The sequence below is a fragment of the Brockia lithotrophica genome, from assembly GCF_003633725.1.
GTDB classification, from domain to species: domain Bacteria; phylum Bacillota; class Bacilli; order Thermicanales; family DSM-22653; genus Brockia; species Brockia lithotrophica.
The window spans coordinates 398,831-419,261 of sequence record NZ_RBIJ01000001.1 but is presented as its reverse complement, the minus strand read 5'-3'; the positions used below and the strand labels follow the sequence as shown (position 1 = coordinate 419,261).

The 20,431-nt window shown below is 62.3% G+C and carries 16 protein-coding genes; all 16 read left to right on the top strand.

Going from position 1 to position 20,431, the window contains the following annotated elements; genetic code table 11:
* Positions 1-92: 92 nt before the first annotated feature.
* The 16 genes from xseB to C7438_RS01795 all read left to right on the top strand — a co-directional run bounded on the left by xseB (position 93) and on the right by C7438_RS01795 (position 20,396).
* On the top strand, positions 93-470 hold the full coding sequence (gene xseB / locus C7438_RS09460) for an exodeoxyribonuclease VII small subunit (RefSeq protein ID WP_252393311.1): 378 nt from the start codon (positions 93-95) through the stop codon (positions 468-470).
* The gene (locus C7438_RS01865; RefSeq protein ID WP_211322016.1) at positions 448-1,353 is read left to right on the top strand and encodes a polyprenyl synthetase family protein; all 906 of its coding nucleotides are present in this window, start codon (positions 448-450) and stop codon (positions 1,351-1,353) included. The genes xseB and C7438_RS01865 overlap by 23 nt, the downstream gene beginning before the upstream one ends.
* A gap of 140 nt (positions 1,354-1,493) precedes the next feature.
* On the top strand, positions 1,494-3,413 hold the full coding sequence (dxs, locus tag C7438_RS01860; RefSeq protein WP_121443638.1) for a 1-deoxy-D-xylulose-5-phosphate synthase: 1,920 nt from the start codon (positions 1,494-1,496) through the stop codon (positions 3,411-3,413).
* The gene (locus C7438_RS01855; protein ID WP_121443637.1) at positions 3,403-4,302 is read left to right on the top strand and encodes a TlyA family RNA methyltransferase; all 900 of its coding nucleotides are present in this window, start codon (positions 3,403-3,405) and stop codon (positions 4,300-4,302) included. The genes dxs and C7438_RS01855 overlap by 11 nt, the downstream gene beginning before the upstream one ends.
* A gap of 107 nt (positions 4,303-4,409) precedes the next feature.
* Positions 4,410-4,925, top strand: a complete 516-nt coding sequence (locus C7438_RS01850; RefSeq protein ID WP_121443636.1) for a hypothetical protein — start codon at positions 4,410-4,412, stop codon at positions 4,923-4,925.
* A 71-nt stretch (positions 4,926-4,996) separates the two neighbouring features.
* On the top strand, positions 4,997-5,518 hold the full coding sequence (ahrC, locus tag C7438_RS01845) for a transcriptional regulator AhrC/ArgR (RefSeq protein WP_121443635.1): 522 nt from the start codon (positions 4,997-4,999) through the stop codon (positions 5,516-5,518).
* 63 nt (positions 5,519-5,581) lie between these two features.
* The gene (recN, locus tag C7438_RS01840; RefSeq protein ID WP_121443634.1) at positions 5,582-7,348 is read left to right on the top strand and encodes a DNA repair protein RecN; all 1,767 of its coding nucleotides are present in this window, start codon (positions 5,582-5,584) and stop codon (positions 7,346-7,348) included.
* Between the two features lie 117 nt (positions 7,349-7,465).
* Positions 7,466-8,779, top strand: coding sequence for a SpoIVB peptidase (gene spoIVB / locus C7438_RS01835; protein ID WP_121443633.1), 1,314 nt, complete (start codon positions 7,466-7,468; stop codon positions 8,777-8,779).
* Positions 8,780-9,416: 637 nt separating this feature from the next.
* The gene (spo0A, locus tag C7438_RS01830; RefSeq protein ID WP_121443632.1) at positions 9,417-10,271 is read left to right on the top strand and encodes a sporulation transcription factor Spo0A; all 855 of its coding nucleotides are present in this window, start codon (positions 9,417-9,419) and stop codon (positions 10,269-10,271) included.
* A gap of 227 nt (positions 10,272-10,498) precedes the next feature.
* Positions 10,499-11,608, top strand: a complete 1,110-nt coding sequence (locus C7438_RS01825) for a Glu/Leu/Phe/Val dehydrogenase dimerization domain-containing protein (RefSeq protein ID WP_121443631.1) — start codon at positions 10,499-10,501, stop codon at positions 11,606-11,608.
* Positions 11,609-11,634: 26 nt separating this feature from the next.
* A complete protein-coding gene (gene lpdA, locus C7438_RS01820) occupies positions 11,635-13,053 on the top strand; it encodes a dihydrolipoyl dehydrogenase (protein ID WP_121443630.1) in 1,419 nt (472 codons plus the stop codon).
* Positions 13,054-13,399: 346 nt separating this feature from the next.
* Positions 13,400-14,536 carry a hydrogenase small subunit gene (locus C7438_RS01815; RefSeq protein ID WP_211322015.1) on the top strand — a complete coding sequence of 379 codons (1,137 nt, stop codon included), beginning with the start codon at positions 13,400-13,402 and terminating at the stop codon, positions 14,534-14,536.
* A gap of 91 nt (positions 14,537-14,627) precedes the next feature.
* Positions 14,628-16,391, top strand: a complete 1,764-nt coding sequence (locus C7438_RS01810) for a nickel-dependent hydrogenase large subunit (protein ID WP_121443628.1) — start codon at positions 14,628-14,630, stop codon at positions 16,389-16,391.
* A 44-nt stretch (positions 16,392-16,435) separates the two neighbouring features.
* Entirely contained in the window at positions 16,436-17,281 is an 846-nt protein-coding gene (gene cybH / locus C7438_RS01805; protein ID WP_170143476.1) for a Ni/Fe-hydrogenase, b-type cytochrome subunit, read from the top strand.
* Positions 17,282-17,510: 229 nt separating this feature from the next.
* A complete protein-coding gene (locus C7438_RS01800) occupies positions 17,511-19,499 on the top strand; it encodes an acetate--CoA ligase (RefSeq protein WP_121444042.1) in 1,989 nt (662 codons plus the stop codon).
* A gap of 93 nt (positions 19,500-19,592) precedes the next feature.
* Positions 19,593-20,396 carry a patatin-like phospholipase family protein gene (locus C7438_RS01795; RefSeq protein ID WP_121443626.1) on the top strand — a complete coding sequence of 268 codons (804 nt, stop codon included), beginning with the start codon at positions 19,593-19,595 and terminating at the stop codon, positions 20,394-20,396.
* Positions 20,397-20,431 lie beyond the last annotated feature (35 nt).

Below are 20,431 nucleotides of genomic sequence, written 5' to 3'. Positions count from 1 at the left end.
AACTTTTCCGGCAGCATCCTGCATAACTGGCCCCTTTTGGCCTTTCGCCGGAGCGGGTTCGGGCCGAGAAAGGCAAACGGGAGGGAGAGGACTTGGACGACTTGGAACGCGCAGGCAAGGACGCGTGGACCTTTGAAAAGGCCCTTGCACGCCTGGAAGAGGTAGTTGAGCGGTTGGAATCGGCCGACCTTCCCCTCGACAAGGCGCTGTCGCTTTACGAAGAGGGAACGCGCCTCGTACGCTACTTAAACGGCGAACTCAACCGTTTCGAACAGCGCGTTCGCCGCCTTCGCGAAGAAGAGGTTTCCCCCGAGCCGAAGGTTTCGGAGGGATTCGCTCCCGCGTCGGAGAATGAACTCTTCCCCTTCGAGGGGGAAGAGGATTTCGCAGAGTGGGAAGACGAGATCGAGTTCGAAGAAGAGTTCCCTGGGGAAGAGGAGGAAGGCGATGACCCGAACCCACGCCTTTGATCTCGCCGCATATGCGTCCGTCGTCAACGCCCGCTTCGAACTGCGCATGCGCGAACTCCTTCCGCGGGAGGCCCCGCCGCGCCTTCTCGAGGCGATGCGGTATTCCCTCGAAGGCGGGGGAAAGCGCTTTCGCCCGCTCCTCTTCGTCGCCACCTTAGACAGCCTCGGAAAGGAGGGATTATGCTACCTCGACGTGGGCGTGGCGATGGAGATGGCCCACACGTATTCCCTGATCCACGACGACCTCCCGGCGATGGACGACGACGACTACCGCCGGGGCCGACCCACCAACCACAAGGTGTTCGGAGAGGCCATGGCCATTCTCGCAGGTGACGCGCTCCTTACGGAAGCGTTCCGCATTCTCGCTGAACTTCCCCTGCGGCACGCCGATTTTCCTCCCGCGCTGGCCCTCGAACTCGTCTCCGGATTTGCCCACGCCTTAGGCGCCGAGGGGATGGTCAAGGGGCAGGTCCTCGACCTGGAAGGCGAGGGAAAGGAGTTGCCCCTGGAAGGGGTAGAAGAAATCCACCGGCACAAGACGGGGGCCTTCCTCCGCTACGCCGTATGGGCCGCAGTACGCATCGCCCGCCCACCGCGGGAGGCGGAAGACGCCCTCTCTCGCTATGCCGAGCGCCTCGGCCTCCTCTTTCAGGTGCAGGACGACATTTTGGACGCCGTGGGAGACGCCGCAACTCTCGGCAAGACGCCTGGGAAAGACGCGGCGCAGCGCAAGGCGACTTACGTGACGATCCTCGGTCTCGAAGAGGCGCAACGCCTCCGCGACCGCATCCTGAAAGAAGCCGTCGAGGCCCTCGCTCCCTTGGGCGAAGATGCGTTTCGCCTGGAGGCCCTTGCGCGGTTTGTCGCCGCGCGCGACCGCTGAGGTCGTAAGTCCCGCACCCGCGTCCACGGGAGCTCGGGATACACTTCCCGGTACCGAAGTGGTACACTAGGGTCCAGATGTGGACAGAGCCGTGACTTCACACCACCGCGTATACAGGTCACGCAAAGGCGGGGGATCCGATGGGGTACTTAGAGAAGATCCAAGGCCCGGACGACGTACGCGCTCTCCCACTGGAAGCGCTTCCCGAATTGGCGAGAGAGATTCGGGAGCGCCTCATCCACGTCGTCGCTCGGACGGGCGGGCACCTCGCCCCCAATCTGGGCGTGGTCGAGCTTACGATCATGCTTCACCGGCACTTTCGTTCGCCGGAGGACAAGCTCGTCTGGGACGTTGGGCACCAAGGGTACGTCCACAAGATGCTCACGGGCCGCAACGACCGCCTGCCCACCCTCCGGCAGTACGGAGGTCTCTCGGGTTTCCTCAAACGCGCCGAATCCGAACACGACATCTGGGAGGCGGGGCATACGTCTACGTCCCTTTCCGCCGCCCTGGGTATGGTGGTTGCCCGCGACCTTCAGGGGGAAAAGGGTAAGGTCGTGGCGATCATCGGCGACGGTGCGCTCACGGCGGGGATGGCGTACGAGGCCTTGAACCAAATCGGCCATCTGCGGGCGGACCTCCTCATCATCTTGAACGACAACGAGATGAGCATATCCCCGAACGTCGGGGCGATTTCCCACTACCTCACCAAGCTTCGGACGCACGGCGGCTACCTCCGAACCAAGGAAGAGATCGAGCAGCTCCTCCTCCGCCTTCCGCAGGGGAAACGCCTTACGCGGGTGGCGGAACGCGTGAAGGAAAGCCTCAAGGCGCTTCTCGTTCCCGGGGTCCTCTTCGAAGAGATGGGGATCCGCTACTTCGGCCCCGTGAACGGGCACGACTTTACCGCCCTCGACGAAGCCCTTCAGCAGGTGAAGAAGCTCCGTGGTCCCGTACTCCTCCACGTGGTGACAAAGAAAGGCAAGGGCTATCCGGCGGCGGAGAAGGATGCGGACACCTTCCACGGAATCGGACCGTACAAGGTGGAATCGGGGGAACCCATCCGCCGCGTAGGCCCCCCAAGCTTCGCCTCGTTCTTCACGCGACACCTCATTCGCCTTGCCGAACGCGACCCGCGCATCGTGGCGATTACGCCTGCGATGATCACAGGCTCGGGGCTCAAGCCGTTTCTCGAGAGGTTCCCCGACCGCCTCTTCGACGTAGGGATTGCCGAGCAGCACGCCGTCACGTTTGCCGCAGGCCTCGCAAACGCAGGGATGAAACCCGTGGCGGTGATCTACTCGACGTTTCTGCAGCGGGCGTACGATCAGGTCGTACACGACGTGGCCGTGCAACGCCAAAACGTCGTCCTGGCGATCGATCGTGCCGGGCTCGTCGGGGGCGACGGCGAAACGCACCACGGGGTGTTCGACATCGCTTTCCTGCGCACGCTCCCCAACATGGTCCTCGCCATGCCCAAGGACGAAAACGAACTCGGACACCTCCTCTACACGGCCGTGCGCTACGACGGCGGCCCCTTTGCCCTTCGCTACCCGCGGGGAGAAGGGGTAGGGGTTCCCTTGGACGAGGAGTACCGCGAGATTCCCATCGGATCGTGGGAGGTGCTGCGTGAGGGCCGGGACCTCATGCTCCTCGCCGTAGGTCCGAACATGATCGCCTTGGGGGAAAAGGTCGCCCAGCTCCTCGCACGCCGCGGCCTGTCGGCGGGCCTTGTGAACGCCCGTTTCATCAAGCCTCTGGATCGGGAAATGCTCGCGGAGTTCGCCGCTAAGCGCATTCCCGTGGCCACCCTAGAAGAAGCGAGCGCCCAAGGGGGCTTCGGCTCGGCCGTCCTCGAGGCGCTGGCCGAGGCGGGTCAGCTTGGGATCTTCGTGCGCGCCTTCGGCTTACCCGATCGCTTCATCCCCCACGGTTCCGTTTCCGACCTTCTCCGGGATGCGGGACTTGTCCCGGAACGCATAGCCGACGAGTTGTACGCGCGGTTGCGCGGCGACGCACTCGCCCCTTCCGTACGGGAGGAGGGTGGGATTGGTTCGTAAGGAAAAAGACGGCGAAGGACCCGGTGCGCGCAAGCGAGTTCGCCTGGACGTCCTCCTCTTGGAGCGGGGTTTCTTCCCGTCGCGGGAGGCGGCCCGAAGCGCCGTTCTCGCCGGCGAGGTGTTCGTAGACGGAAAACGGGCGGAAAAACCCGGTACCTTTGTATCCCCCGATGCCGCGGTAGAAGTACGGGCGCGCGGCGAACGCTACGTGAGCCGCGGCGGCTACAAACTTGAGGCCGCCATCCGCGCCTTCGGCATCGACTTTCGCGGCAAGACGGTCTTGGACGTAGGCGCATCGACGGGAGGGTTTACGGATTGTGCGCTGCGCCACGGCGCGGCCCGCGTGTACGCTCTGGACGTTGGGTACGGACAACTCGCCTGGTCCTTACGCCGCGATCCCCGTGTCGTGCCGATTGAACGGACGAACTTCCGCACCTTCTCTCCCGAGGAGCTTCCCGGTCCCCTTCCCGACGTGGTGACGATCGACGTTTCCTTTATCTCCCTGCGCCTCCTCTTTCCCAACTTGGCGCGTTTTCTCGAGCCAGGAAAGGAACTCGTGGCCCTCGTAAAGCCGCAGTTCGAGGCGGGTAGGCGCGACGTGGGAAAGGGAGGAATCGTGCGCGATCCGGAGGTTCACCGGAGGGTTTTGCGCGAAGTCCTCGCGTCCGCGCGAGAACACGGCTTTCGTCCCCTTGGACTCATCCCTTCGCCGATTCGAGGGAAGGACGGAAACCTCGAGTTCCTCCTCTACGCGCGCCGGTTGCCTTTTCCGGTGGCGCCTTCTTCCGAAGGCGAAGCTTCGGACGACGACGAAGTCCTCGTCGAAAATGCGTTGCGCTTGCCCGTGCCGTCGGAGGAGGCCTCTTCGCCCGACCCGAAGGAACCGTAGGGTCCTTTTCCTGGCATGTCGCATCGGTCGGGGAAGGGATTTTCCTCGCCTGCCGCGAAGTTCCCGAAGAGAGAAAACGCGGAGTCGGAAGGGCGGGGGAGGGCGACGTGCCCCTTTACGCGGAGGACCGTCCGGTCTTGTACCTTCTCCTCTTGGCCGCCGCAGTCGTGCTCTTGGGGGAAGCGTGGCGGGGGATTCGCGCCCGCTTACGGCCGATACCGGAAAACTCCCCCCAGCTCGCGCGCCTCGTGCGCCGCGGGTTCCGCGTGCTTTCCTCGGATCTGCGCGGTGAGGTGGTCGTCACCCGCGGCCTAGAGGCGGAGGAAAAGCTTGGGGAAGGCCGGCTTCACTTCTCCCTCGTGGAACGCGACGGGGAGCGCTTCGTCGTATTTCGCCTCAAGGATTGGAGCTTCCTCGAAGAGGGAGGCCGCGCCGTGCGCGACCGCCTCCTCTCGCTGCAGTTGCTCGGAGATGCGGACGGCGTGATCCTCTTCTCTCCTGACGGAGAGCGCGAGGAGACGATCCGTTTCCATATCCGCGGGCTATGGGCACCCCGGCGGAGGAGGTGGCAGTCGCTGTTCTGGGCGTTTCTCCTCGGCCTGCTCGTGGGAATCCTTCTGTGAGGGAGCGGGAGGAAGAGACGACCCTCAACCCCCACTTCGAGGCAAACTCCAGGATACGGGGAGGATGAAACTTGGAAAAGGAACGGAGGCAGCTCCTCATCCGCGAGATCGTAAGCCGACACGCCGTTGAGACGCAGGAGGCTTTGGCCGAGCACCTACGGCGGCGGGGGATTCACGTGACGCAGGCTACGATTTCGCGCGACATCAAGGAACTCGGCCTCATCAAGATCCCCATAGGCGAAGGAAGATACCGCTACGCCCTGCCGTTGGAAAATCCCCTTCGTTCCGAAGAGCGGCTGCGGAGCATGCTTCGGGACGTCCTCGTGCGGGTAGCCCGCGTGGACAACTTGATCGTTCTGAGGACGCTTCCGGGGAATGCCCACGCCGTCGGCGTGCTCATCGACGCACAGGAATGGGAGGAGATTTTGGGGACGATTTGCGGAGACGACACCTGCCTCCTCATCTGCAAGGACCACGCGGCGGCGCGCACCGTGGAACGGCGCCTGCTTGAGCGCTCGGCGGCGGTTTCGGGAATGGCCGACGAAGAAGGCGAAAGCCCGTTGGAGGAAGGGGAAACGGGGGACACATTGTAGCCCGGGAAAAAGCGTCTGCCCGCTACGGTACGGTTGGGCATTGGGGCGGGAGAGGTGAGGGGGATGTTGCGCGAACTGTACGTGCGCAACGTCGCGGTGATCGAGGAACTTCGGTTGGAGTTTTCCCCGGGACTTACGGTAATCACAGGTGAGTCGGGAAGCGGGAAAAGCGTTCTCCTCGAAGCCGTTGGCCTCGTGTTGGGACGAAAGGCCCGTGCCGATCTCGTCCGCAGCGGCGAAAGCCGCGCATGGGTGGAAGCCCTTTTCGACATCGAGACGCCCGAGGAACGGCGCGAGATCGAAGGCGTGTTGGAGGCGTACGGCCTCGACCTCGACGAGGATTACCTGCTCCTCGGCCGGGAAATCGGCGCGCAGGGCCGGAGTATCGCCCGCGTTGGCGGTCGTCCCGTACCCGCCTCGCTCCTTCGCGAGCTCGCTCCTCGTCTCGTTCATCTTCACGAACAACACGACCAATCCCTGCTCACGTCCGAAGAGGTGCGCGCGGCGTGGCTCGACACCTACGCCGGCGCCCGCGAACGCAAGCAGGCGTATGCGGCGAGCTTGCGCCGGTACCTCGATACCCTCGCCGCCTGGGAGCGGTGGGAAAAGGGGAGGAGGGAGGCCCTCGACCGTCTCGACCTCCTCACCTACCAGTTAGGGGAAATCGAAGGCGTCGATCCCGAGGTAGGGGAAGACCGCGAACTCGAAGAGGTATACCGCCGTCTCAAAAACGCGGACGCCCTCTACCGTGCCGTAGGAGAGGCGGCAGCGGCGCTCCTCGAAGAAAACCGCGCCCTCGATTGGGTCGGCGCGGCGGCGAGCCTCCTCTCCAAGGCGGCTGCGTCGGACCCCGAACTCGGCCCCTTTGCCGAGCGTCTCGACGCGCTCTTCTTCGACCTTCAGGAACTCGGGCACGCCTTGAAGTCTCGTTTGCCGCACTACCTTCCGGACGAAGAGCGCCTGGCCGAAGTCGCCCAAAGGCTCGAACGCCTTCGGTATCTCGCAAAAAAGTACGGAGGATCGCTCGAAGCCGTGCTCGCCTACCGCGACGCCGCACGGGCCGAAAGGGAGGAACTCCTCCTGTACGAAGAACGCGGCGAACTCCTCAAGAGGGAGGTAGAGGCGGCGCGCAAGGAGCTCAAGGCCGCCGCAGAAAGCCTAAGTACAGCGCGCCGCACGCATGCGGACGCGTTTGCCGCGGCCGTCGAGCGCGAGGTGCGGAAGCTGGAAATGGAGCACGCCCGCTTTGAGGTGGCGCTCGTGCCCGAAGATCCCTTCGCGGAAGACGGATTCCGCCTCCGTAGGATTCCGAATTCGGGGTTTGAGCGCGTGGAGTTCTGGTTTTCGGCAAATGCCGGAGAACCCCCGCGACCGGTTGAACGCGTCGCCTCCGGAGGGGAACTGTCTCGCCTGGCCCTTGCCGTTCGCGCCGTGCTTCACGAGGAAGGAGGGGCGACCCTCGTCTTCGACGAGATCGACACGGGCGTCGGTGGGCGTGCCGGGGAGGCCATTGGCCGCATGCTCAAGGACCTGAGTCGCACCCGACAGGTCATCGCGATCACCCACCTCCCCCAAGTTGCCGCCTTTGCCGACCACCACATCACCCTCGGCAAGGTCGTCGGGGAAGGGAAGACACGGACGACCGCCGCCGCGCTTCACAGCGAAGAAGAGCGGGTTCGAGAACTCGCGCGCATGCTCGCGGGACGGACCGTAGCGCAGACGGCACGCGACCACGCCCGGTCCCTTTTGCGGTCCGCCGCCGCTTCCCGCCGCGGCGACGAAGGCCTTCCCACCGACGGGGAGCGCCGTCCGGATGCCGAGGATGCGTAGCCGTCTGCCTTTGTCCTCTTCCCATGGCAAGAACCAAGCGTTATAAAGCCCTTTGGCGACGGAGAGAGTATAGCGTAGACGGATCGTCGTCGGGCCAGCCGGGGAGGAGGAACAACCGTGAGGTGGAATCGCGCTTCGCACCTCGTGCGCCCTCGGCGCACGTTTTCGCGCAGGGTTTTCGCCCTTATCTTGCCCCTCCTCGTCCTCGCCCATGCCTTCCTCCCCGTCGCCGGAGAAAGCCCCTCGTCTTTCGCCGTCCTGCCGGCCTTTTCCTCCGCCGATTCGTCCGCCCTTTCGACTACAGACGCACCCACGCCCCTTTCTCCGACGTCTGGGGACAAAGAAGCCGGAAAGCCCCCGGAAGGCACGGAACCCCTTTCCGCGACTTTGGTAACTTCGTCGCCGGAAGACTCTCGTCCGTCCGGAGAAACGGGGTCGCCGAGGGAGCGCGAAGCTCCGGCTCCCACTCTCCTTCGCGTTCACCCCGGCGGCATCTCCCTGGGGATTAAGCTCCAGGATGAGGGGCTCCTCGTAGTTGGGGTAAAGAAAATTCCTACAAATGATGGCCATCTCGTGTCTCCCGGAGAGGAAGCTCGCATCCACGTAGGTGACCGAATCCTCACGGTGGACAGCGTCGCCTTGGACCGTGCCGAGCTTTTGGGGGAACTCGTAGAACGCGCGGGCGCCGAACGTCGGCCTCTCACCCTGCTTGTACGAAGTGGGGAGAAGGTTCGGACCGTGCAGGTACAGCCCGTCCTCGATCCCGAGGACAATCGCTACAAACTCGGGCTTTACGTGCGCGACGGTGCATCTGGAATCGGCACGCTCACCTTCGTCGATCCTACGAGCAAGCGCTTTGCTGCCCTGGGCCACGTGATCTTAGACCAAGATACGCGGGAACCTATCATCCCCCGTGGTGGGAGCGTCTCTTTGTCGACCGTGGTTTCCGTAGAACGTGGCGAAGAGGGGAAGCCAGGGGCCATTCGGGCGATCTTTTCCGAAGGGGAGAAGATCGGCAACGTAACGGAAAACACGGATTTCGGTGTGTTCGGCACTTTGGACCGTCTACCGGAGGAGATTACCCGTTCCCCCCTCGTTCCCCTGGCTCGGGTGAGCGAAATCGTGGAAGGGCCGGCGGAGATCCTCACCGTAGTAGAGGGTAGGAAGGTAGAGCGTTTTCAGATCGAAATCGAGGGTGTCGATCGGGAACGCAGGCCTACCACCAAAGGGATCGTCTTTCGCGTGACCGATCCTCGTCTCATCGAACGGACAGGGGGAATCGTACAGGGGATGTCGGGCAGCCCGATCTTGCAAAACGGGAAGCTCGTCGGGGCCGTTACCCACGTGTTCGTCGGAGATCCACGAAAAGGGTACGCCGTGGCGGCAGAGTGGATGTGGGAAAGAGGTGGGTTCGCGTCCGACAAACGCTAGCCCCGTCTGTCTACGACCGAAGAATTCGTCGGCTCAACGTTTTTGCCGAACTACCGATACACTACGGTGGGGAGCGCCGCTTCCACCGTTCGAACCAAGCTTCGTGAGAACGCCGCCGTTGTGTGAGGGATCCCCCGGGGTCCCTCCTTTTTTGCTCCGGAGCCCGAGAAACGTTCGCCCGTCCCCGTGCTAGACCCGAATTCCTCTGTCGGAAGACCAAACTTCATTCAAGCGAGTGCCTCAGAAGGAAGCGGAGACGGAGACGGTCCAACTCCCAAGGCCGGCCAAAAAACTTCTGGCAAGCTCGGGCCGGGAGGAGGAATTTGTTTCCGGAGGGAGAATATGGGAGGAGGAAGTAGGGATTTCCGGCCAGGAAGTCATTCCTAGCACTGTAGGATCGTTTCCTCAAGTGCGTCTAAGAGAAATTTTCGGTCTTCTATCTTGACACACTGGAACTGCAGTGCTATACTGTACGCAGAGTCCGGAAAGGCTGAATTTTTTCAAATGATGCGTCTTCCCGGGGAGCGGCCTTTCCGGACGGGAGGAGAAACGGGGCAAGACCGGGTTCTCCTCGACCCCTCCGTGTCTTTCCCGGGACTTTACCTCAAACTTCACCTCAAAAGGAGGTATTCCTGGAATGATCCGTGTGCTTGTCGCTGACGACAACAAGGATTTCGCACGCCAGCTTCAAGCGTACCTGGAAGGGCAGGAAGACATGGAGGTTGTAGGCGTAGCCAACGAAGGAAGGGAGGTTCTCCGGCTGATCCAAGAACGTCAGCCCGACGTGCTCCTTCTCGACCTCATCATGCCCGTCATGGACGGAATTAGCGTCCTCGAGCAGCTTTCCAAGGAAAGGCGCAGCCTCTCGCAGGAGGAGACGTTGAAATACCCCAAAATTCTCGTGATCTCCGCTTTCGGACACGAGGATGCCGTACGGCGCGCTTCGGAGCTCGGAGCGCAGTACATCCTGCTAAAGCCCTTTTCCTTGGAGACGCTTGTAGCGCGCATCCGCGAGATCGTGAATTCTTCCGTGGGGGAGGGCAGTGCGGCTCCGGCGGGAGTTTTTGGAGGTGATCCGGAAAAAGGCGGAGGCGTGGAAGGGGCATCTGTTGCGGAAATCGACGACGCGTACCTCGACGCGCAGATCACTGCCGTTCTTCACGAGATCGGGGTTCCGGCTCACATCAAGGGCTACAAATACCTTCGGGAAGCCATCGCCATGGTCTACAAGAACATGGAGATCTTGGGGTCCATCACAAAAGTTCTGTACCCCGAGATCGCCATGAAGTATCACACGACGCCCACACGCGTGGAACGCGCCATACGTCACGCGATCGAAGTTGCGTGGGAGCGGGGTAGCCCAGATGCCGTCTTGAAGTACTTCGGCTACACGATTTCCCAATCTCGGGCAAAGCCTACGAATTCGGAATTCATTGCCATGATTGCCGACAAGCTCCGGGTCGAGCACAGCATTCGGAAGCGAAGGAAGTAGAAGCACGTCGTCGTTCCCTTACTCGTTGCGTTTTCGCGACGAGGACGCCTTTCTTCCGAACTTCCCCAGATGGCCGCCTTGCGCATGTACATTCATTCGCACGTGCAAAACGGGGAAGGGGGCCTTAGCCCCCTTCTTTCTTTGTCCTGAGCGGCCGCGCTTTACATCCCGCGTGCGATGACGCACAATAGGGAAAGCCTGGGGCAAAAGACGGGGGGAGGGAAAGCATGTCGGTATTGGAACGCATGGTTGCCGGAAGCTATGAGCAAGTGGTCTTTTGCACGAATCCGGAGGTAGGCCTTCGGGCGATCATCGCCATCCACGATACGACCTTAGGACCTGCGCTTGGCGGCGTTCGTATGTGGCCCTATCGAACAGAAGAAGACGCTCTTGAGGACGTCCTTCGCCTGGCCCGGGGAATGACGTACAAAAACGCGCTTGCTGGGCTCGATCTCGGGGGTGGGAAGGCCGTCATCCTCGGAGATCCCCGCAAGGACAAGTCGGAAGGGTTGCTCCGCGCCTTCGGCCGCTGCGTGGATTCTCTGGGAGGTAGGTACGTGACGGCGGAGGACGTGGGTATGACACCCGACGACATGGAAATCATCTTGAGGGAGACGCCGTACGTGACCGGGCTGCCGCGGGAGTACAACTCCAGCGGCAATCCGTCCGTCGCAACGGCCGCCGGCGTCTTTGCCGGCATTCGGGCGGCCCTCGTTCACCTCACGGGTTCGGATTCCCTCGAAGGGCGAACGGTCGCCGTACAGGGTGCGGGAAGTGTTGCCTCGCACCTCGTACCTCTTCTCCGCGAAGCGGGCGCGCGCGTCATCCTCGCCGACGTGTATCGGGAAAAGGCCGAGGCGCTTGCCGCCGCCCACGGCGCCGAGGTCGTAGATGCCGAGGAGATTTACGACGTGGAGGCAGACGTCTTTTCCCCGTGTGCCCTGGGTGGGATCTTGAACGCGCAGACGATTCCCCGGCTTCGCGTACGCGCTGTGGCCGGGTCGGCCAACAACCAGCTTTCGCGCCCGGAAGACGTCGAACTCCTTCGTCAACGCGGAATCCTTTACGCACCGGACTTCGTGATCAACGCGGGCGGCGTGATCAACATCTTCGACGAATTCATGGGGTACGACGAGTCGCGGGCCTTGCGCCGCGTTTCCCGTCTGTACGACGTCCTTCTCGCCATCTTCCGTCGTGCAGAGGCCGAGGGTCGCGATCCCAACGCCGTAGCGGAGGCGATGGCCGAGGAGCGGATCGCCCGGGCGCGAGCCTGGCGAAAGCCCTTGCGGGCAGAGACGTCGCGACTTTTGGCCGCCTTAGAAGCCCGCAGGATGTAGCCGGAATTTGAGAAAGGGGTGGGGACATGGGAACCTACGATCTCATCGTGATAGGCGGCGGGCCGGCGGGCTACGTCGGAGCCTTGTACGCTTCGGCCCGAGGCAAACGAGTGGCCCTTGTCGAACGAGATGCGCTCGGGGGCGTCTGCCTGAACCGAGGGTGTATTCCTACGAAGGCCTTTCTCGAAACGGCCAAGCTCTACACGCTTCTCCGCGAAAGTGCGTTAGCCCAAGGCATACGCGTAGAGGGCGTGCAGGTGGACGTGGCGCAGATGCTCGCCCGTAAGGAAGAAATCGTCGGTAGACTCGTCAAGGGAATCGCCTTCCTCCTTAAGCGGGGTAAGGTTGACGTCTACGAAGGTACGGGCCGCCTCCTCCCCTGGTCGACGGAGGGTGCCAACCGCGTCGAAGTCCTTCCGCGAGATGGGGGAGAGAGTCGGATCTTAAACGCCCAGCACGTCCTCCTCGCTACGGGTTCGCTTCCCCGGTACTTCCCAGGAATGGAGCCCGACGGCCGCGTGGTTCTTTCGAGTGACGACGCCCTCCGTTTCGAGCGCATCCCCAAGGCGGTTGCCATTGTCGGCGGGGGAGCGATAGGCGTGGAGTGGGCTTACATCTACCACAGCCTCGGTGCAAAGGTATACCTCCTCGAAGCCCTCGACCGCATCCTTCCCCTGGAAGACGAAGAAGTGAGCCGCGAAGTCACCCGGATCTTCAAAAAGCGCGGCATCGAGGTGTACACCGGGACCGCTCTCCACGAGGGAGACATCGAGCGGCGCGATACGTCGGCAGTCGTTCACGTGCGGCGGCCGCAAGGAGAGCTCGCCCTCGACGTCGACTTCGTCCTCGTGGCGGTCGGTCGAATTCCCAATACGGAAGGCCTCGGACTCGAGGGAACGAGCGTCCGGCGCGAACGCGGGTTCATCGTCACCAAAGAAAACCTCGAGACCGACCAACCCGGCGTGTACGCCGCAGGGGACGTCGCCGGAGCGCCACTCCTCGCACACAAGGCTTCGCACGAGGCAATCCTCGCCGTGCGTTCCATGCTCGGAGAAGATGTGCGGAAGCCGGATCCGCGGGACATCCCCCGGGCGACGTTTGGTTCGCCGGAAGTCGCAAGCGTGGGGTACACGGAGGCGGAGGCACGGGAAGCGGGGTTTGCTGTTCGTACGGCGAAGTTTCCCGTTCGGGCAAACGGGAGGGCGCTCATCGAAGGCGAGGCGGACGGCTTTGTGAAGCTCGTCGCCGAGGAAGAATCCGGGGAGATCCTCGGAGTCCACATCGTCGGCCCGCGGGCGGGCGATTTAATCGGCGAGGGGTCGCTCCTTCGGCACCTACGGGCGAAGGACTTCGCGCTTGCGGAAACCGTACATCCCCATCCCACCCTGGTGGAGATGCTCGGCGAGGCGGGATTTCAGCTCCTTGGCACGCCGATCCACGCGTAGGGCATCCGGGAGCGGAACGGCTTTCCTCCTCTTGGGCAGCACCATTTTGGTAGCACCAAAGGATTGTATAGTAGCACGAACTCCGGTTTCCTCTCTGCGAAATTTCCTCCTCCCCGAGGCGCTTTCTGCGGGGAGGTTCTTTTTTCGAGCGATTCTCAACGAGAAACTCTTGCGGGCCTATTGACCCTGTGCTACATTTGATGTAGGCCAAGGTAATTACTTTACTCACAGTGCTAACCTAGGTACCGTACGGGGCAACGGACGTCGTCGTATCGTTCTGCGCTTTCGTTTGGCGCCGCGCGAAAGGGCTTTCAGGCAAAACGTCGGAGGAAGGGAGAGGGAGCAGATGTCGGCACCGTCGACTGACGTGCGCCGCAAGTCGATGTACGAGGAAGCCCTCGAGCAGGGGATCTCGCGCCGCGAATTTCTCAAGATCGCCTCTGCCGTGACCCTCGCTCTGGGGCTCGACCTCAAGGAGATGCCGAAGGTCGTCCGGGCCATGGAGACAAAGCCCCGCATTCCCGTGATCTGGATGGACTTTCAAAGCTGCAGCGGTCCTACGGAGTCCTTTACTCGTTCGTACCAGCCGACAGTAGAAAAGGTCCTCTTTGACATGATCTCACTCGAGTACAACGGAGCCCTCATGGCAGGGTCGGGAACCGCGGCGGAAAAGCACGTCGAAGAAATCGTCGAAAAGTACCCGGGGCAGTTCATCCTGGCCGCAGAGGGAAGCCTTCCCACGATGCCTGGCGCGTTGGCCATCGCCGGCCAACCCCGGTACTACGAGAAGTGGCGCGAAATCGCTTCGAAGGCGATGGCCGTCGTAGCTGTCGGAAGCTGCGCGACGTGGGGAGGGATCCCCGCCGCAAACCCCAACCCTACGGGAGCCAAGTCCGTGATCGACTTCGTTCCTCCCGGAGTTCCTTGGATTCGCATTCCTGGCTGTCCTCCGATCGGCGAAGTGATCACGAACACGCTGGCCCACATCGCCATTTTGGGGAAGCTTCCTGAGGTAGACGAGCTCGGCCGTCCCAAGGAGTTTTTCCGCCACCGCCTGCACGACAAGTGCCAGCGGCGCCCCTTTTTCGACGCCGGACTCTACGTCGAGTCGTTTGACAGCGAAGGTGCGCGCGAAGGGTTTTGCCTCTACAAGATGGGGTGCCGCGGGCCGACGACGTACAACGCCTGTGCAGAGCTTCGCTGGAACGGGGGTTTGAGCTGGCCGATTCAATCGGGGCACCCATGCATCGGCTGTGCCGCACCGAATTTCTGGGACGAGGGGCCCTTCTACGCCCGCGTCGTCCAACTCCCCGGAACGCAGACGACGATCAACCCCGAGCGGGTAGGTCTCGGGATCGCGGCCGTCGCAGCCCTCGGAATTACGGCGCATGCCGCCGCATCTGTGATCTCCCGCCGTCGCCTCCGGAAGTCCGAAGCCGAAGCAGCGGCAGAAGAAGCAAAGGAAACCGCACACGAAGGTTGAGGGCGAAAGCAAAGTTTCCCTTGGTGGGCATGAGGGAAACAGGTGGTTAGCTTTGTTTTCCGATGCAAATGACGTGTGAGGAGGGACCTCCATGGCCAACGGACGTGTCGTCGTCGATCCGGTAACCCGCATTGAAGGGCACCTCAGGATTGAGGCCGAGGTAGAGAACAAGAGGATCACCAAGGCGTACAGCTCGGGGACCGCGGTGCGCGGCATCGAGCTCATCGTTCGCGGGCGCGACCCGCGCGATCTTTGGGCGTTTACCCAGCGCATTTGCGGCGTGTGCACGACCGTGCACGCCCTAGCTTCCGTGCGCGCGGTCGAGGACGCCCTCGGAATTCAGATCCCCCACAACGCCCACCTCATCCGCAACTTGATGCACGAGACGATCCTCATCCACGACCACGTCGTTCACTTTTACCAGCTCCACGCCATGGACTGGGTGGACGTCGTCGACGCCCTTAAGGCGGACCCTGCGAAGGCGGCGGAGATCGCTCAGATGTACTCGAAGTGGCCGAATTCCACGGCGGCGTACTTCAAGGACGTGCAGGACAAGGTCAAGCGCATCGTCGACAGCGGACAGCTGGGGATCTTCGCCACGGGGTACTGGGGACATCCGGCCTACGCCCTGCCTCCGGAGGTCAACCTCATCGCCGTTGCCCACTACTTGGAAGCCCTCGACTTCCAAAAGGATGTAGTACGGATCCACACGATCTTCGGCGGTCGCAACCCGCACCCGAACTACACCGTGGGCGGTGTGCCGTGGCCGATCGACCCGAACATGGACAACGCCTTGAACACGTCGCGCCTCACGGAAGTCGAAAAGCAGATCGACCGCGCCTACGAGTTCGTGAAGGAAGTGTACCTACCCGACGTGCTCGTCCTTTCGGCCTTTTACCGGGACTGGACGTACGGCGGCGGGCTTACGAACTACCTCGCCTACGGCGACCTGTCGCCCGTGAGCATCTACGACGTAAAGAGCTACCGCTTCCCCCGAGGCGCGGTGCTCGACCTCAATCTAAACGAGGTACACGACGTCGACCCGCGGGCCATCGACCAGGTTCAGGAATTCGTCGACCATTCCTGGTACACGTACGACGGCAAGGAGACCCCTGGGTACGGTCTGCATCCCTGGGACGGCCAGACGAACCTCCACTACACGGGACCTACCCAGGAGTACGAGTACCTCGACGTCCAAGGGAAGTACAGCTGGGTGAAGGCCCCGCGGTGGAAGGAAAAGCACATGGAAGTCGGTCCCCTGGCGCGCATGATGGTCGGGTACGCGGCGAAGAACGAGCGCATCCGCCACGCGGTCGACGACGCCCTCTCCCGCATCAACCACCTGATCTCGGCCCTAAACCTCAACAAGGCACCCGTGGACATCCGCTGGATGCACTCCGCAATCGGCCGTACGCTCGGCCGCGCCCTCGACGCCTCTTTGGCCGTGGAATTTGCTAAGGAGGACATGGCCGCCCTCTGGGCGAACATCCGGAACGGCAACCTCGCCACCTTCGACAGTTCGAAGTGGGAGCCGAACACCTGGCCCAAGGAGACGAAGGGCGTCGGTTGGGTGGAGGCGCCGCGGGGCTCTCTTGGCCACTGGGTGATCATCAAGGACCAAAAGATCGAGAAGTTCCAGGCCGTCGTACCGACGACGTGGAACGCCTCGCCGCGCGACGCATTGCAAAACGAAGGGGCGTATGAGGCCTCGCTCGTCGGCTCGCCTTTGGAAATCCCTGATCAGCCCCTCGAGATCATCCGCATCGTCCACTCCTTTGACCCGTGCATGGCGTGCGCCGTACACCTCACGGACCTCGCCGAAAACCGGACGATCGAAGTCTTCCTCGACATGTGAGGGCGAGGGTATCCCCGACAGGAGAGGGAAAAGGAGGGTCCGCCGTGGCTTACGAGCTCGAGGCACGGGAGCGGGCTCACCGTCGCGCAGACGAGGGCGGGGAACGCCGGCGGGTCGCCGCTCCCGGCGTTCCCGAACACCGCCGCCCCGTGGTACAAGATTTAGGTGACGGTTACGTGCGCGTCTACGTCTGGGAACTCCCCGTCCGCGTGTGGCATTGGATCAACGCCTTTTCCATCTTCACCCTTTTCGCTACCGGGGTGTACATCGGCAACCCATTCGTGTTTCCCGTCCCCCTCATTCCCGGCGAGGCGGCGAACTTTTTCATGGGGTGGGTGAGGATCGTCCACTTCATCACCGGATTCGTCTTCGCCGTCGCGTGGGTGGGCAGGTTGTACTGGCTCATCTGGGGGAACCGCTACGCGGCGGAAAATCCGTTCACCAAGGAATTTTGGTCGGGGATGTGGGAAACCCTCAAGTTCTACCTCTTTCTGCCTAACCGCAAGCGTCACTACGTAGGGCACAACCCGCTCGCCATGTTCAGCTACTACGCCCTCGGCGTGATGTCCTTGATCATGGTGCTCACGGGGTTCTTCATGCTCTTCGAACCGCAGCTCGATACCACGTGGGGGAAGCTCGTCTCCTGGCAGTTTAAGGTCTTCGGCGATGCGTTCACGATTCGCTCGATTCACCACGTCGTCGCATGGCTCATCATGATCTTCGTCATGGTCCACGTGTACATGGCGATCCGCGACGACTTCATGGAGCGCTCCGGCACCTTGAGCTCGATCTTCACCGGCTGGAAGACGGCCCCCAAAGAGGCGGTTGCGGAGGAGCTCGGTCGCAAGCTCGACGTCCCCGTGGAAACTTCCGAAGCCTTGCGGAACTAAAGGATTCCGAAGCCCCCGGATCTCGTGGCCGCGCAAGCCCCAGAATCGGCAGGGAAATTCCCTGCCGATTTCTTTTTCCGGTTCCTTGACTTGGGTTCGACGATCGGCTAAAGTAAAGGGCAATCCCGCCACTAAAACCTGGTACTAAGGTTGCGGAACACACGGTTTCGTGCGAATGTTTCGGGAAGCGTTGTTTCTCGAAGGTTCGAAACCCGGGAGGGGGACGGAGATGAGCATCGAGGATCGTCCGTTGGAGGCATATCGGGAGGCCCGCCTTTTGCACGTAGGGAAACCGCTCATTCCGCCTTCGCAGGAGCTGCGAAAAAAGAGCGAGGAGGCGTTCGGTCTCACGCAGGCGGAAGTGCAGGCGCTCATGCAAGAAGCCGCGGAAAATCCGGTCGCCTATTGGGAACGCATCGCCCACGAACTGCATTGGTTTGCCGGATGGACCAAGGCGTTCGAGGGAACCTTTACGGACTTTCGCTTTTTCTCCGGGGGTCTTACGAACGTCTCTGTAAACTGCATCGACCGCCACTTGCCAGCCGCGCGGAACAAGGTGGCGCTCTTTTACGAACGTGAGGACGGGCACCGCGAAATTTGGACCTACCAGGACCTCTACGAAGCTACGGTACGGCTCGCCCGAGCGCTTGCCGATTCCGGCGTAAAGCCCGGAGATCACGTCGCCCTCTTTGCCTCCAACATCCCCGAGGCCTTTGTGACGATCCACGCCGCCTACCGCTTGGGGGCGGTGTACACGGTGCTCTTTGCCGGATTTTCCGTCGAGGCGGTGCGCGAGCGCCTGCGGGATTTTTCTCCCAAGGTCGTCCTCGTGGCTGACGCGACGATCCGCCGCGGCAAGCTCATTCCCTTGAAACCCACACTCGATGCGGCGATAGACGGGCTCGGCGTCGAACGCGTGGTCGTCTTCCGACGCTTTGGAATCGACCTGTCCATGGACCCCGTCCGCGACATCGCCTACGAAGACTTCGTCTCTGGCGTCCCGGCAGCCTTCGATCCCGTCCCCGTAGAGGCCAACGCCCCCGGTTTCGTGATCTACACCTCAGGTACGACCTCGAAACCGAAAGGGCTCGTCCACAGCGGCGTCGGCTTTCTCCTCGGCACGTACGCCAACGTGAAGTGGAGCCTCGCGCCGCGCCCCGACGATCGGGTTTGGGTGACGGCGGACGTAGGGTGGCTTACGGCCCCCATCTTCGGCGTCGTCGGTGGTCTCGCCCACGGACTTACGCTTGTCCTGTACGAAGGTGCGCCGGACAGCCCCAATCCGGGGAGGTTCTACGACGTCCTCGAACGGTATCGGGTGAACAAACTCTTCACGGCCCCCACGCTCTTGCGCATGCTCCGCAGGGAAGGGGAGAAGTGGATCCACGGAAATGAGCTCCTCGAGGTCATCGCCCTGGTAGGTGAGCCGCTCGATCCGGAGACCTTTACCTGGGCCTACGAGGTGCTCGGCCGGAAATCCGCCTTTGTGAACAACACGTACGGCCAGAGCGAAACCGGCACGGCGTGGGCTTCCAGCATCGTAGGCATCACCGCGACGAAACCGGGGGCTACGGGGCACGCCCTGCCCGGGTACCTCGGAGAGGTCCTTGACGACGAGGGCAGGCCCGTTCCGCCGGGAGAAGTCGGGTACCTCGTCCTCAAGAATCCTTTCCCGTCCCTCGCGCGTACGCTTTACAAGGAACCGGAGCGCTACCGGAACCTGTACTTCGGCCGTTTTCCGGGGTACTATTACACAGGAGACGCGGCGGTACGCGACGCCGACGGGATGTACTGGGTCGTCGGGCGCGTAGACGACGTGATCAACGTTGCGGGACATCGGATTGGGACCATGGAGCTCGAGGCCGCGCTTACGGAGCATCCGGCAGTTGCAGAAGCCGCGGTAATCGGGGTGCCCGATGCGATCAAGGGGGAGATGCCCTTTGGTTTCGTCGTCTTGCGCCAGGGGTACACCCCTTCTGAGGAGCTCGAGCGCGAACTCATCGAGCGCGTCGCGCGGAGCGTGGGAAGCTACGCAAAACCGAAGCGCGTGGCGATCGTTCCTACGCTTCCCAGAACCCGAAGCGGGAAGATCATGCGCCGCCTCCTCAAGGAACTCCTCCTTGCGGGCGAGATCCGCGGCGATCTGACCTCGCTTGACAACCCGGATTCCATCGAACGGCTGGCCCGGCTCCGGGACGCTTGGTCGCAGAACCTCTAAAGCGAGGTTGCCGGCTGTTAAAAATACGAATAGATAGACCTACGTTTCATCACTCCTGTATGCGGAACGGCATGGGGGTGTGGGGGAATCCGTGTGGGGGAATTCGGAGACGTTCGCATCGGACTCGTCCTCGGCGCGGGAGGCGTACGCGGACTCGCGCACCTCGGTGTCCTCGAGGTCTTAGAGGAGGCCGGGATTTCCGTTTGCTGCATTGCGGGTTCAAGCGTGGGAGCGCTCATAGCTGCGCTGTACGCCGATGGCCGTTCCCCTCGTGAGATTTTTTCCCTGTACCGTCAAACGGATATAAGGCAGTTTCTCGACTTTCGGCCTTCGCGTTACGCACTTTTGCGCGGCACAAAGATCCTTAAGGCGATTGCAGAGGTATTCGGAGACCGCGACCTCGCCGACTTTCCTTTGCCGGTCTATATCGCGGCCACGGACCTGAAAAGCGGGGAACTCGTCGTCTTCCGCGAGGGCCCCGCCTCTCTCCTTTTGCGGGCGAGCATCGCCCTTCCCGGGCTCTTGGAGCCTGTATTCTACGGCCCCTATGTCCTCGTCGACGGCGGCGTCGTTGCCCGCGTGCCTGCCGAAGCCTTGGAGAGGGAGTCTGTAGATCTCAGCATCGGTGTGGACGTTTCTCCCGCACCTCCCGTGCGGAACATCCGCCACGTGTACGACGTATTGGTCCGCACGATGGAGATTTCCGGACACCACCTCATTCGGTGCAAGAACCGCGAAGTAGATGTGCTCATCCAACCGAGCCTTAACGGCGTACGTTCCACGCTTTTCGTGGACGATCCGGAACGGCTTCTCGAGGGGGGGCGGGAGGCCGCCGTGCGGGCGCTTCCTGTGATCCGAAAGAAGATCCAAAGGATCAAGGCTCTGAAAAAGAGGTAACGACAAAGGCCCCTTGGTGGACCGATTGCGCGCGT

What these genes read in the sequence shown, in the direction of transcription:
- C7438_RS01865 (WP_211322016.1), top strand. Translation starts at nt 448, where the DNA reads ATGACCCGAACCCACGCCTTTGATCTCGCCGCATATGCGTCCGTCGTC.
- dxs (WP_121443638.1), top strand. Translation starts at nt 1,494, where the DNA reads ATGGGGTACTTAGAGAAGATCCAAGGCCCGGACGACGTACGCGCTCTC.
- recN (WP_121443634.1), top strand. Translation starts at nt 5,582, where the DNA reads ATGTTGCGCGAACTGTACGTGCGCAACGTCGCGGTGATCGAGGAACTT.
- spo0A (WP_121443632.1), top strand. Translation starts at nt 9,417, where the DNA reads ATGATCCGTGTGCTTGTCGCTGACGACAACAAGGATTTCGCACGCCAG.
- C7438_RS01825 (WP_121443631.1), top strand. Translation starts at nt 10,499, where the DNA reads ATGTCGGTATTGGAACGCATGGTTGCCGGAAGCTATGAGCAAGTGGTC.
- lpdA (WP_121443630.1), top strand. Translation starts at nt 11,635, where the DNA reads ATGGGAACCTACGATCTCATCGTGATAGGCGGCGGGCCGGCGGGCTAC.
- C7438_RS01815 (WP_211322015.1), top strand. Translation starts at nt 13,400, where the DNA reads ATGTCGGCACCGTCGACTGACGTGCGCCGCAAGTCGATGTACGAGGAA.
- C7438_RS01810 (WP_121443628.1), top strand. Translation starts at nt 14,628, where the DNA reads ATGGCCAACGGACGTGTCGTCGTCGATCCGGTAACCCGCATTGAAGGG.
- C7438_RS01800 (WP_121444042.1), top strand. Translation starts at nt 17,511, where the DNA reads ATGAGCATCGAGGATCGTCCGTTGGAGGCATATCGGGAGGCCCGCCTT.